This window comes from Kribbella sp. NBC_00382 (assembly GCF_036067295.1).
Lineage (GTDB): Bacteria > Actinomycetota > Actinomycetes > Propionibacteriales > Kribbellaceae > Kribbella.
Map to the genome: position 1 here is coordinate 7,896,376 of NZ_CP107954.1, position 12,658 is coordinate 7,909,033.

The 12,658-nt window shown below is 67.3% G+C and carries 7 protein-coding genes; 4 read left to right on the forward strand and 3 right to left on the reverse strand.

Annotated elements, in window-relative coordinates; genetic code table 11:
* Positions 1-14 precede the first annotated feature (14 nt).
* Together OHA70_RS37075 and OHA70_RS37080 are read left to right on the forward strand one after the other, a co-directional pair.
* Positions 15-2,855 carry a DEAD/DEAH box helicase gene (locus OHA70_RS37075; RefSeq protein WP_328326061.1) on the forward strand — a complete coding sequence of 947 codons (2,841 nt, stop codon included), beginning with the start codon at positions 15-17 and terminating at the stop codon, positions 2,853-2,855.
* Between the two features lie 202 nt (positions 2,856-3,057).
* Complete coding sequence (locus OHA70_RS37080; protein WP_328326063.1) at positions 3,058-4,170, forward strand: SWIM zinc finger family protein; 1,113 nt, start codon at positions 3,058-3,060, stop codon at positions 4,168-4,170.
* Here the strand turns inward: OHA70_RS37080 and OHA70_RS37085 are convergent.
* Positions 4,153-4,506: an iron chaperone gene (locus OHA70_RS37085; RefSeq protein ID WP_328326065.1), complete on the reverse strand. Its 354-nt coding sequence runs from the start codon at positions 4,504-4,506 to the stop codon at positions 4,153-4,155. The genes OHA70_RS37080 and OHA70_RS37085 overlap by 18 nt on opposite strands.
* A 112-nt stretch (positions 4,507-4,618) precedes the next feature.
* Here OHA70_RS37085 and OHA70_RS37090 point away from each other — a divergent pair, with 112 nt between their 5' ends.
* Both OHA70_RS37090 and OHA70_RS37095 read left to right on the forward strand, forming a co-directional pair.
* A complete protein-coding gene (locus OHA70_RS37090; protein ID WP_328326067.1) occupies positions 4,619-7,552 on the forward strand; it encodes an AfsR/SARP family transcriptional regulator in 2,934 nt (977 codons plus the stop codon).
* Between the two features lie 126 nt (positions 7,553-7,678).
* Positions 7,679-8,641, forward strand: a complete 963-nt coding sequence (locus tag OHA70_RS37095) for a glycoside hydrolase family 6 protein (RefSeq protein WP_328326069.1) — start codon at positions 7,679-7,681, stop codon at positions 8,639-8,641.
* Between the two features lie 11 nt (positions 8,642-8,652).
* Here OHA70_RS37095 and OHA70_RS37100 read toward each other — a convergent pair whose 3' ends face one another.
* The gene (locus OHA70_RS37100) at positions 8,653-9,627 is read right to left on the reverse strand and encodes a GDSL-type esterase/lipase family protein (RefSeq protein WP_328326070.1); all 975 of its coding nucleotides are present in this window, start codon (positions 9,625-9,627) and stop codon (positions 8,653-8,655) included.
* Positions 9,628-9,723: 96 nt separating this feature from the next.
* Positions 9,724-12,621, reverse strand: coding sequence for a CBM35 domain-containing protein (locus OHA70_RS37105; RefSeq protein ID WP_328326072.1), 2,898 nt, complete (start codon positions 12,619-12,621; stop codon positions 9,724-9,726).
* Positions 12,622-12,658: the final 37 nt, after the last annotated feature.

Here is a 12,658-nt window from a genome sequence, read left to right on the forward strand (position 1 = left end):
GTAGGGTTCGTGGGGTGTTGGAGGTCACGTTCGTACCCGCCGACCCGCCGCGCGCGGGTCGCTTGGTGCTGTACGGCGACCTCGCAGCGGAAGGCCTGGTCGCACAGGAGAAAGTCGAGCTGGTCGTCCCCCGAGGAGACCAGATCCGCCGCACCCAGGTGCCCGCTCATGTGCTGTCAGCAGCCGATGGTCTGAGCTATTTGACTCAAGTGGTCGATGACCCATCGCCCAGCCGGCGGGCTTGGGCGGCTGCGGCTCTTGCGGGGGTTGGGTTGGTTGGGCGGGGGCGGTTGGTGCCGGATGTCAGTCCTGGTGGGTTCGGGGCTTGGCGGGTGGCGCCGTTGGATCCGGCGGATCATGGGTGGTTGCGGAGTTTGGCTGCGGCGATGCCGGCGGCTGGGCATGCGTTGGCGATCGAGGGGTCGCGGCCGCTTCGGTTGTTGGATCCTGAGCAATTGGTACGGGCGTTCTGGGATGCGTTGGCCGACACGTTGGTGCGGACGCCGGCCGCGGCTGTCGCAGTACGCGATGGTGCTGGTGCTTTTGCCGCGGTCGAGCCGGTTGCGTTGACGGGGTCGACGGCTTGGCTCGAGGAGACTGCGCGGAGCGAGGAGGCGGGTGCGCGGCTGGTGTTGCGGATCGAGCCGCCTGAGGATGACTCCGACTTCAGAGCCGTGCTGCAACTGCGCAGTGGGGTGGATCCGAGTCTGCTCGTGGATGTGGCCGACGTGTGGAACGCGCCTCCCGCAGTACTGGCTGCTTTGGGTGAGCGGGCCGAGACGGATCTCTTGCTGGCTTTGCGTCGTGGGGCTCGGGTCTGGCCGCCGCTCGGGGCTGCGTTGCGGGACGCGGCGCCTGCGGAGGTACCGGTTGGTGATGCGGCGCTGGATGAGCTGGCCGGGGACAGCGATGCGCTCGACGGAGCTGGGATCGAGGTGTTGTGGCCTGCGGAGTTGTTTGCGGGCGAGCTGGCGTTGCGGGGCGCTGTTCAGGCGACGCCGACGCCGGGTGCGGTGACCGGTCCTGACTTCAGCCTGAACGATCTGCTGGCGTTCCGGTGGCGGCCGACGCTGGACGGGCAGGAGCTGACGGAGGCGGAGGTCGCCGCGCTGGCCGAGGCGAAGCGGCCGATGATCCGGATGCGCGGGCGATGGGTGCGGATCGATCGGGACCTGGTTCGCAAGTTGCGGACCGGTGGGTCGCGGAAGCTTTCCGGCGCGGAGGCGCTGGGGGCCGCGTTGACTGGGTCGCTGGAGATCGACGGGGAGCTGGTCGCGTTCGACGCAGACGGTTCGCTGCAGGTGATGGTCGAGCGGTTGCGGACCGCCGAGCAACCTGAGCCGATGGCTGAGCCGGTCGGATTGCGGGCGACGTTGCGTGATTACCAAAAGCGAGGAGTTGCGTGGATGGCGCAGCTGGCCGAGCTCGGGTTCGGCGGGTGCCTCGCGGACGACATGGGGTTGGGCAAGACGATCCAGGTGATCGCCCTGCACCTCCAGCTGTCGCAACGTGGACGCGGGCCGACGCTGGTGGTCTGCCCGTCGACGTTGCTCGGGACATGGGAGCGGGAGCTGATGAAGTTCGCGCCGGACGTTCCGGTACGCCGGTACCACGGGGCTGGGCGGTCCTTGTCCGATCTGGTGGCTGACGAGGTGGTGCTCACGACGTACGGGGTGGTGCGTCAGGACCATCGCGTACTGGGTGAGATCTTCTGGGGACTGGCCGTTGCGGATGAGGCGCAGCATGCGAAGAATCCCTTGTCCAGAACGGCTCGCGCGTTGCGGACGTTGCCTGCGGCAACCAGGTTGGCGCTGACCGGTACGCCGGTGGAGAACCGGTTGTCGGAGCTGTGGTCGATCCTGGACTGGGCGGCGCCGGGGTTGCTCGGGACGCTCGATCGGTTCCGGCACGATGTCGCAGTACCGGTTGAGCGGTACCACGACGAGGAGGCGACGGCCCGGCTGGCGCGGGTGACGCGGCCGTTCCTGTTGCGGCGGAAGAAGAGTGATCCGGGGATCGCGCCGGAGCTACCGCAGAAGACCGAGCACGACGTCGTCGTACCGCTGACCGCGGAGCAGGCGACGCTCTATCAAGCGGTCGCCAAGGAGACGCTGGCCAAGATCGAGGAAGCCGAGGGCATCGCGCGGCGCGGGCTGGTTCTGAGCCTGCTCACGCAGTTGAAGCAGGTCTGCAACCACCCGGCGCAGTTCTTGCATGAGCCTGGTCCGCTACCTCGGCGCTCGGGGAAGCTGGCCGCGCTGGACGAGTTGCTCGACGTCATCCTCGCTGAGGGCGAGTCGGTCCTGATCTTCAGCCAGTACGTCGAGATGTGCCGCCTGATCGAGGCGCACCTCGCGGCTCGGCAGGTGCGGACCCTGTTCCTGCACGGCGGCATCGGGGTGAAGAAGCGTGAGCAGCTGGTCGAGCAATTCCAGGCCGGCGAAGCCCAGGTCTTCCTCCTATCCCTGAAGGCCGGCGGCGTTGGCCTGACCCTCACGAAGGCCACCCACGTCGTCCACTACGACCGCTGGTGGAACCCAGCCGTCGAGGACCAGGCCACCGACCGTGCCTACCGAATCGGGCAGGACAAACCAGTCCAGGTCCACCGCCTGGTCACCGAGAACACCCTCGAAGACCGCATCTCCACGGTCATCGCTGCAAAGCGCGAACTAGCCGACGCCGTCATCGGCTCCGGCGAAGCCTGGCTCAGCGAACTCTCCGACTCTGATCTGACAGAACTCGTCGAACTGTCGGCAACCCCAGCCAAGTCCGGCGCCGCCAGCGCCTACAACCCATCAGCAGTAGGCCGCACACCTACTACCCAGGCTCCCACCCTGGCGGTGGATGATGAATGATCGGACGCCGTGGCAGGGGTGGCGGGAGCGGGACGGGGAGAACGCGGGGTTGCCGGCGGCTAAGGGGGCTGGGGCTCGGCGGCCGTTTGGGGGGACGTGGTGGGGGAAGGCGTGGTTGGCGGCGTTGGAGCGGCAGGCTCAGCTGGATCCGAATCGGTTGGGGCGGGGACGGTCGTACGCACGGCGTGGAAGCGTCTTGGAGATGGTGGTTGATCCGGGGGCGGCGCGGGCTTCGGTGCAGGGCAGTCGGGTTACGCCGTATGTGGTGACGGTGAAGATTCGGGCGTTCGACGAGGCCGAGTGGGATGCGGTGCTTGATGTCGTGTCGGCGCAGATCGGGCGGGTTGCCGCGTTGCTTGACGGGGAGTTGCCGCCGGAGTTGGTCGATGACGCGCAGGCGGCGGGGCTTGAGCTGCTGCCGGATGCGGGTGAGGTGCGGACGGATTGCAACTGCCCGGACTTTGCCGTTCCCTGCAAGCATTCTGCGGCTGTCTGCTACCTGATCGCCGATGCGTTGGATGAGGATCCGTTCGAGCTGTTGCTTCTACGCGGTAAGCAGAAGGATGAGTTGCTGTCGGCGTTGAGGGCTCGGCGATCGGCGCCGGGTGAGGCGCCTACGCTTAAACCCAAGCCAGTCGGCGTTGTCGCCAAGGCGGCATTCGCCAGAACGCCTGGGCCGGTTCCGATTCCCGTACGGCCGTTGAACCAACCGGGCGCGCCTACGGCGGTACAGGTGCTGGATCCTCCGCGCCAATCAGGTGTCGATGGCAAGGACCTCGTCGCGCTGGCGACGGATGCAGCGAAGCGCGCGTGGGAGTTGGCGGCCGGTGATGGGGACGGCGGGCTCAGCCTGACCCGCGATCAAGACCTAGCCCGAAGAGCAGCTGGCCTGCTCGGTACGCCGGGCCTCGCCGACCTCGCCCATCGCGCAGGGCTGACGGCTCGGCAGCTGACCAGTTGGGCAGTCGCCTGGCGCGAAGCCGGCCCCGGCGGCCTCGCCGCGGCAACTGACCCACCGGCCACCAACACTCCGAGTGCGGTAGCCGAGAGGTCAGCCGGAGCGGCGGACTCCGATCCCGATCCGAGCGCTATCGCCGGGGCGCCGGTCGGGGCAGCGTTCCCTGATCCGAGTGCGATGGCGGAGGGGGTGACGGTGCTTGATGGTGTGGTTGAGGGCAACTGGATCACGGCGGAGCGGGCGCAGTTGCGGCTGGCGCCGGATGGGCTCTGGTATTTGTTCACCAAGCAGTTCAACGACTGGATGTTGAGCGCGCCGCCGTCACCGGACCCCGCGGAGCTACTCGGCGGCTCGTGAGGCGACGAACGCCTTGGTGAGGTTGGCGATCAGGTCGTACGGGATCGGCTTGGTGAGCGGGAACTTCAGGGTGGCCTTGCCGGACAGGTACGGCTTGATCTCCGTTGCCAGGTCGTCGGAGAGCGGCGGGAGCGGGTACAGGGAGATGTGGTTCTTCCAGCCGCTGAAGTACATCAGCGCCTTCCCATCCAGCGTGATCGTGGGGATCTGATAGCTGATCTTCTCCCCCGCGCCGGCCACTGCGCCGTGGATCGTCGACCGCACCTGCTCCAGGATCGTCTGCACCTCGGCCGGGAACGACGCGAGGTACTCGTCCACGCTCTGAAAGTCCGCCATCCCGCCATCGTGACCGGCCGCGGCCCGCTCGGCAATCACCTACCCTTTCGATCAGGATCGAATAGCTGGAGGCAGTTTGACGAGCGTCAGGGGGCGGAGCGCAGACTCTGGTATGGCCGATGGCTTCTGTATCGATCTGCTCGGGCCGTTGACGGTCCGGCACGACCGCGTTCCGCTCAGCGCAGGTCCGATCCGGCAGCAGGCGATGCTGGCAGTCCTGGCCCTGCACGCCAACCAGGTCACCTCCGCCGAGCAACTACTCGACCTGGTCTGGGACGAGAACCCACCGTCGAGCGGCCTGCGCGTCATCCCGACCTACGTCTACCGGATTCGCCAGACACTCCCACCCGAGGTAGCCCTCGAGCGAACGACAGGCGGCTACGTACTCCGGCTGCCACCCGGTGCCCTCGACATCGATCGCTTCGAGTCGGCGGTGAAGACTGCCAACCAGGCCGAGGATCCAGCCCTGTACCGCGATGCGCTCGCCCTGTTCCGTGGCGAGCCGCTGAGCGGATTGCCCGGCAACTACCTGGCCAGCCAGCGAAGGCGACTCGCTGAGCGGCGAGACGATGCCCTCAGCGAACGGCTCGGACTGGAGATCGGCGCCGGCCGCTTCGCGGACGTAGTACCGGAGTTGGCGGCTTTGGTTGCCGAGCGGCCGCTTGACGAGCGGTTCGCCGCGCAGCTGATGACGGCGCTGTTCCACAGTGGCCGGCGGGCTGAGGCGTTGGAGACCTACGCGCGCACCCGGTCGTTGCTGGTCGACGAGCTCGGGGTCGAGCCGGGGCAAGGCCTGCAGGCAGTTCATCAACTCCTCCTGCGAGACATCGGTGAGCCCCCGAGCGGTCGCGATGAACTCCCCTACAGCGGTGCGACCTTCATCGGCCGGACGACGGAACTCGAGGCAGTCGTCAAGGCCCTGCGACCGGGCACTCGTGGCGCGCCGCCGGTTGTCGCCATCGACGGGATGGCGGGGCTCGGCAAGACCGCGCTCGCCGTCCAGGCCGGTCGGCGGGTTGCGGCGCAGTACCCGGATGGGCAGTTGTTCGTGGATCTGCACGGTCATACGCCTGGTCGCGAGCCACTCGGCGTCGATCACGCGATCGATCATCTGCTGCGCGGTATCGGCGTACCGGCGGAGAAGTTGCCGTGCGATCCCGCGGACCGTGAGTCACTGTGGCGATCCGAGACGGCCGGGCTGCGGCTGCTGATCGTTCTCGACAACGCGCCGGACAGCAGGGCGGTGCTGCCCTTGTTGCCTGGGGCACCGACCTGCGCGGTGTTGGTGACGAGCCGGCGGCAACTGGCGAGCCTGGACAGCAGCCTGCGGCTCGGGCTCGACCTGCTCACCGACGACGAGGCAGTGGCGCTGCTGACGGAGTTGATCGGTACGGAGCGGGTTGCTGATCGCGACGCCGTGGCCGAGCTGGTGGAGCTGTGCGGACGGCTGCCACTTGCGCTCCGGATCGCCGGTTCGCGTCTCAGGCATAGGCCGTCCTGGCCGATCAGCCATCTCAACGAGCGGTTGCGCGCTAGGTTGCTGACCGAGCTCAGCGGCGACACCGATGGAGTGGGGCCGGCCTTCGCTGTGTCCTACGAGCAGCTCACCCGGGATCAGCAGCTGATGTTCCGGCGACTGAGTCTGATGCCGGCCAGGGACATCGACCGCTACGGAGCCGCCGCTCTCTGCGGGATGACGGCCACCGCGGCCGAGGACGTACTGGAGAGCCTGGTCGACGCGAGCCTGCTACTGCAGCCCAGGGCGGGCCGGTTTGAGTTCCACGATCTACTGCGCAAGTACTCGGCTCAGGTGATGACCACTGACGACCAGGCGGACGAGGCGATCAGCAGCCTCCTCCGGTACTACGTACGCACCGCCCGCCGCTCCGCAGCGCACCACCACGACCTACTGCCCGACTCCGTCCGCACGGATCCCGACGGGCCGGATGTGAGCCGGGATCTCGCCTGGGCCGATGCGGAGCGGGCCAACCTGGTCGCTGCCGTCGACCTGTCGGAGCGCCTCGGGCATGACGAGCTGACGGTGCCCCTGACCGTCGCGCTCGCGCCTTACCTGCACCGGCGTACTCGGCAGGACGAGCTGGACGTAGTACTGACTGCTGGCCTCGCCGCAGCCCAGCGGGCCGCCGACAGCGCAGGTGAGGCGCGACTGCTGTATCTGCGCGGCCACATCGGTCAGTTCCGCTGCGGCCCCGCTAAGGGCGTGTGCGACCTGCGACGAGCGGCAGAGCTCGCCAGCGACGAGTCACCGGCCCTGCAGTCGCACATCCTCGGCTCACTCGGCTACACGGTCGGCTCGCTCGACCTCCAGTCAGACTGGCCCGATCTGCTCCGCGAGTCGCTCCGGCTGGCTCTACTGGCCGACGACCAGCGCGCGACGGTCTCCACTCTCGGCCACCTCGCAGCACTGCACGCCAGGCAGTGGAACTTCGCCGTAGCCCTCGAGTACTACGAGCAGGCTCTCTCCATGGCTCGTACCCTGGGAGACGAGCGGCTGGAGCCAAACCTCCTCAACGGCATGGCCGGCTGCCACCTGGACGCAGGCAACGCCCAACCAGCGCTACAGGCAGCTCGTACCGCGCAGGAGCTCGCAGCGACCCATGCACTGGAGTTCCCGCTCAGCTACGCGCTCGGCCACCTGGGTGAGGCGTACCGGCAGCTCGGCTGGCATGCGCAAGCTGTGGAGACCCACCGCCGGGCAGTGGAGATCGCTGTCGACAACTGCACCTACCTGGACGAGGTAGACGCGCGCCTCAACCTCGGCCGCAGCCTGCTGACCCACAGCTGCCGAGACCAGGCCGAAGACGAGTACCAGCGTGTACTACGCCTCTGCGAGGACCGGGAGTACCCGCTGGGCATTGCCCAAGCCCTGACTGGCCTGGCCGACTGCTACCAGTCGCTGCAGCCAGGTGAAGCCCGTGAGCTCTTACTCCGGGCCTTGGCCGCAGTCAGCGACGGCGTCCACCCAGTACTGGCCGGCCGGCTTCAAGACCGCCTGGCCGCAGCCACCTCGGGCCGATCTGCCTAACCGCCGAAGCCGATCTGCATAACCGATCAATGTAAGTCATGGGATGTCCCGCTGTCAGTCAGCGAGATTTCATCGATCCGTCAGAGTCTCAGGACGTCCCACCTCCCCCGCCCCAGAGGAAACCGCATGAACCGACGGCACCTGATCGGCGCGGCAGTCGCGCTGGCATTCGTAGCCACCTGCACCACCGCCCACGCAGCACCCGCAGGCAGTCCTGTCGCGATGACGACTGGTTTCTATGTCGACCCGAACTCCAACCCGGCGACCTGGGTACGCGACCACCCGTCCGACACCGCCGCCGCAACCATCCGCACCAACATCGCGGAGAAGGCCGGTGGCCGCTGGTTCGGCAACTGGAGTGGGAACATCCAGCAGGCGGTGTCGCAGTTCGTCGGCGCCGCGGACACCGCTGACAAGTTGCCGATCCTGGTCGCGTACAACATCCCCGGCCGCGACTGCGGTGGCGACTCCAGTGGTGGCGCCGGGTCGCCCGAGGCCTACCGCACCTGGATCAGCCAGTTCGCGGACGGCATCGGCAACCGCCCAGCGGTCGTGATCATCGAGCCGGATGCGCTGGCCCAACTGGACTGCATCCCGGCCGAGGTGAAGCAGACCCGGCTCGACCTGCTCAAGTACGCGGTGAACGAGTTCGCGAGCAAGAACCCGAACACCTGGGCGTACATGGACGGCGGTAACGCGACCTGGATCGAGGCGGGCGAGATGGCGCGCCGGCTCAACCTGGTCGAGGTGAGCAAGATCCGCGGCTTCGCGCTCAACACGTCGAACTACTACACGACCGCCCAGTCCGTCACCAAGGGCAACGCGATCCGGGCGGCGCTGAACAGCCCGGCCCAGTTCGTGATCGACACCAGCCGCAACGGCAACGGCTCCAACGGCCAGTGGTGCAACCCGGCCGGCCGCAAACTGGGCGACACCTCACGCGACGGCAGCCACGTCTCCGGAACGGTCGACAGCCTGCTCTGGCTCAAGGTCCCCGGCGACTCCGACGGCGACTGCGGATCCGTCCGCGGCATCCCCGCCGGTACCTTCTCCCCCGTCCTCGCCACCAACCTGATCAGGGGAAGCTGACCCGCTCGGACTCAGGTCGCCGAGCGCAGCAGCTTGGTGAGTTCCTCGGTCAGGCGGGCAGCGATCTTCGCGTGCCCGTCGACCGAGGGGTGGACGCCGTCCGTGCAGTCGGCCTCGGTGATCCACCCGTCCGTACCGACGTACCGGAGCAGCGGATCATCGGCCGCCTTCACCGCCGCCTCGATCTCGCTCGCGTGCTTGCCGCTGAAGGGGCTGAGGGCAACGATCTTGCTGCTTCCGTACGCCGATCGCACCCGCCGCAGGTATTCCCCGTACTGCGCAGTACTCAGCGTCTCGTCGTTGACGCCCAGATTGAGTACCACCACGTCCGGCTGCTCGACCCGCTCGGCGGGCGACCCGGCGAAGTTCCACCCGAACGACTCGATCCCCGCCGGCACCTCCCCGTTCCCGGTCCGGACGACGCCCTGCCGACCAAATCCGACCTGGTACGCCGATGCGCCGAGCGCTCGCGCTGTCAGGTAGGCGAACGACTTGCTCCCGTCGGCGCCCTCCGACTCGGGGTGAGCGCTGAGCGACCGGACGCCTTGCGTGATCGAGTCGCCGTAGAACTCGAGTCGCGGCCCACCGGGTCGGCCGGCCAGGCGCAATCGGGTGTCGGCGTCGAGGACGAGTCCGGCGAAGACGACGGCGCAGCCGAAAGGCGGGTTCCAGCGATTGGCGTGTTCGTTCACGTCCTTGACGACGATCTCGACCTTGTGGACGCCTGCGTCGGTGGTCAATTCGATGACTGGGTGCTCAACGGCGTACAGGGTGGGTTCGCCCTCGTCGATCGTGACCCAGAGGTGCGGTGCGGTGGTGAGCCCGCCGATGTCGAACAGCGCCTGCACGGCGGTGCCGTTGAAGGTGAAGGAGATCCGCGATCCGGAGTTCACCGTGATCGCCAGCCCGGGCTGATGCCCCCACTGCCCCTCCAGCACGATCCGGGGATCCCCCGGCGCCACCACTTCGCCCGCTACAAACGCCACGCCACCACTCCCAGCTAGCCCGATTGACACCTCATCTTAAGTAGCCAGCCCTCCCGCGGCGGTCAGGGGCGCGGGAGGGCTGGGGGTTGGGGATCGTCAGAAGCCAGAGTTGCCGGGGCCTCGGTTGAGGGTGAAGCCGAAGGCGTTGTTGAGGCCGCCGGACGGCGTGCCGGTGACAGTGACGTAGTTGAAGGTGGCGGAGCCGGCGACCTGCAGGTCGATGCCGTAGGTGCCGGTGTTCTGGACCTTGACGTGGTCGAAGGTCATATTGGTCACGTTCTTCTGCCAGCTCATCAGGATGCCTTGGTACGTGCTGTCGATGATGTCGACGTCCTTGATCAGCACGGGCGTGGTGATCTCCCGCGCTTCGGCGTAGATCCACAGGCCGCCCTGACTGCTGTTCCAGTCCGTGTTGAAGCCGCCCGCCCGGGTGATCGTGTTGCGCTGGACGGACGTCGTACCGGAGAAAGGCTGGGCCGAGTGCCAGGTACTGATCGTGATCCCGGACGCGGTGTAGACGGTGTCGGAGAACAGGTTGTCCTCGATCCGGTTGCCGTTGCCGCCGTAGATCGCGGCGGTGTTGGCCAGCGCCGGCAGCGACGCGGTGTTGAACGTGAACGCGCAGTTCGCGACCGAACTGTTGAACGACCACATCGCCAGCGCATCATCACCGGTGTTGCGGAACACGCTCTGGTCGACGCGGCTGTTGCTGACCACGCTGCCGTCCCCGCTGAAGGTGTTGAGGTTGACGCCGTCGGCGAACATGTCGCGGATGCGCACGCCGGCCACGTACAGGCCGTTGGTCCCACTGTTGGCCCACAGGCCGACCTTCGAATGCTCGAGCCAGACGTTGTGGATCAGCGAACCGGTGCCGAAGTTGCCTTCCATGGCAGCGTCGGTGGTCACCGAACCGTCAGGGTCGCGGTAGCGGACGTCACCGGCGAAGTAGAAGTCGGCGAGCTGCACGTTGCCGCCCGTCGCGAAGAACCCGCCGCGGCCCGCGTTGCCGCGGATCGTCGAGTACCACATGCCGGCGCCGCGGATCGTCACGTTGTCGACGTTCACCCGTGCTGTCAGGTCGAACACACCTGCCGGGATCCACAGCGTCTTGCCCGCCGACTTGGCCGCGCTGATCGCCGAGTTGAACGCCGCCGTGTCATCACCAGAACCGGCCACGGCTCCGTACGAGGTGATGTCGACCGAGTTGGCAGGGATCGGGTAGGCAGGCGCCACGACCTCGGTGTCGATGAGGTCGACGGTGATCGGCGTGGAGGTGTCGTTCTGGAGCTTGATCACCGTGCCGGCCGGGTACGACGGAAGCGTGGACCGGACCTCGTCGTAGAACCGGTGACCATTGCCGAGGCCGGGGTCGTTGGGGAACGGGTAGTTGCCGTAGACCCAGCTGTACGCCGACGTCAGCGTGAGGTCCTTGACCTTGGCGCCACCCACATAGACCCCGAGCGGCGCCGTAATCCCGGTACCACCGGCATTATCCGGAATCGAGTACCTGACCACGATCGAGTTGGCCGCCTTGGTCAGCGTGAACTGCGTGTACTTGCCGGCGTTGTCCAACCGCACCGCGCGCCGGCCAGACGACTCGGATGCCACTGAGCGATAGGTGCGGTCAGGCCCGATCACCACGCCATTTGTGCTGCCGTTCTCCGCCTCGTACTCCGTATAGGGCACCGTCGCGCCACGCGTCGCCAGGTCAGTCGATCCGGGGACTGCGAGGTCGTCCAGCGCGACATTGCCGCTGTCACCTGCGTCGTACTGGTAGCCGATCAGGTTGAGGCCGGCGCGCAACGGGAGGGACTGCTGCACCGTTGCCCAACCACTTGCGGCAGGCAACGAAACCTGGCCGGCCTTCACGCCATTGGCGTAGACGCTGAGGGTCTTGGTGCTGCCCGTCGAGTTGCTGTACCTGAGGGTGGTGGCTGCATTGCCGGTGGCGGTGACGTTGACCGTGCGGATGGCGCGGCTGCCAGTCGCGGTGAAGCCGGTGACGTAGCCGGTACCGGCGTACCCGGCGATCGCAGTACCGACTGTGGCGCCGCCGGAGAGGAAGGAGCCTTCCAATGCTGCTCCACCGGAGGGCGGTGGGTCGGTAGGGGCGGCAACGGTGAGGTTGTCGAGGTTGACGTTGCCGGAGTCGGCGCTGTCGAACCTGTACGCGATGGTGTTGGTACCGGCGACCACTGGGACTGCCTCGGCCGCAGTGCCCCACGTATCCCAGTTGGCGGTGGCCGGGAGACTGATCTGCCTGACCTTGGTGCCGTTGGCGTACAGGGACAAGGTCATGGCCACGCCGGTGCCGTTGCCGTAGCGGAGGGTGGCAGTGCTGTTCCCGGCCTTCGTAGAGCTGACAGAGAACGTGGTGGCCGCGTTGCCCTTGTTCGCGTCGGTGTAGCCGCCTACGAAGCCTGAGCCGCTGTAGCCGGGGTGATCAGTAGCAACCACCGCTCCCCCGGACAGTGTCGCCGACTCAGCCTCGAGGGCGCCTTCGGCCTGTGCTGGTGCTTCGGTGACAGTTAGCTTGTCCAGGTTGACGTTGCCCGAGTCGGCTGCGTCGAAGCGGTAGCTGAGCTGGTTGGAGCCGGTGGGGAGCGATAGGGTCGTGTGTACGTCGCTCCAGCTGTCCCAGTTGGCCGATGCCGGCAGGGTGAGCTGCTGCACCTTCGTACCGGCGCGGTAGAGAGACAGGGTCTTGGCAGAGCCGGTGCCGTTCGCATATCTGAGGGACAGGTCGTAGCTGCCTGCCGTGGGAACGCTGACCGCGGCAGTGACCGCAGCAGCTCCCTTGTTGCCGTCGGTGAAGCCGCCGACAAAGCCCGAGCCGCTGTAGCCGGAGTGATCGCTAGCGACGACCGCACCTCCGGCCAGGGTCGCGTTCTCGGCTTCTACTGTCGCAGTGAAGCCTGCGGCCGACGCCGGTTGCGTCAGATAGGAGGTAGCCAGTAGTGCGGCTAAGAGAGTGACGAACCTCTTTTTGGGCATGGCTGTGGAACCCTTCTGTCAGGGTCTTGCGGGGCGG

What these genes read in the sequence shown, in the direction of transcription:
- OHA70_RS37095 (WP_328326069.1), top strand. Translation starts at nt 7,679, where the DNA reads ATGAACCGACGGCACCTGATCGGCGCGGCAGTCGCGCTGGCATTCGTA.
- OHA70_RS37105 (WP_328326072.1), bottom strand. Translation starts at nt 12,621, where the DNA reads ATGCCCAAAAAGAGGTTCGTCACTCTCTTAGCCGCACTACTGGCTACC.
- OHA70_RS37080 (WP_328326063.1), top strand. Translation starts at nt 3,058, where the DNA reads ATGGTGGTTGATCCGGGGGCGGCGCGGGCTTCGGTGCAGGGCAGTCGG.
- OHA70_RS37090 (WP_328326067.1), top strand. Translation starts at nt 4,619, where the DNA reads ATGGCCGATGGCTTCTGTATCGATCTGCTCGGGCCGTTGACGGTCCGG.
- OHA70_RS37085 (WP_328326065.1), bottom strand. Translation starts at nt 4,506, where the DNA reads ATGGCGGACTTTCAGAGCGTGGACGAGTACCTCGCGTCGTTCCCGGCC.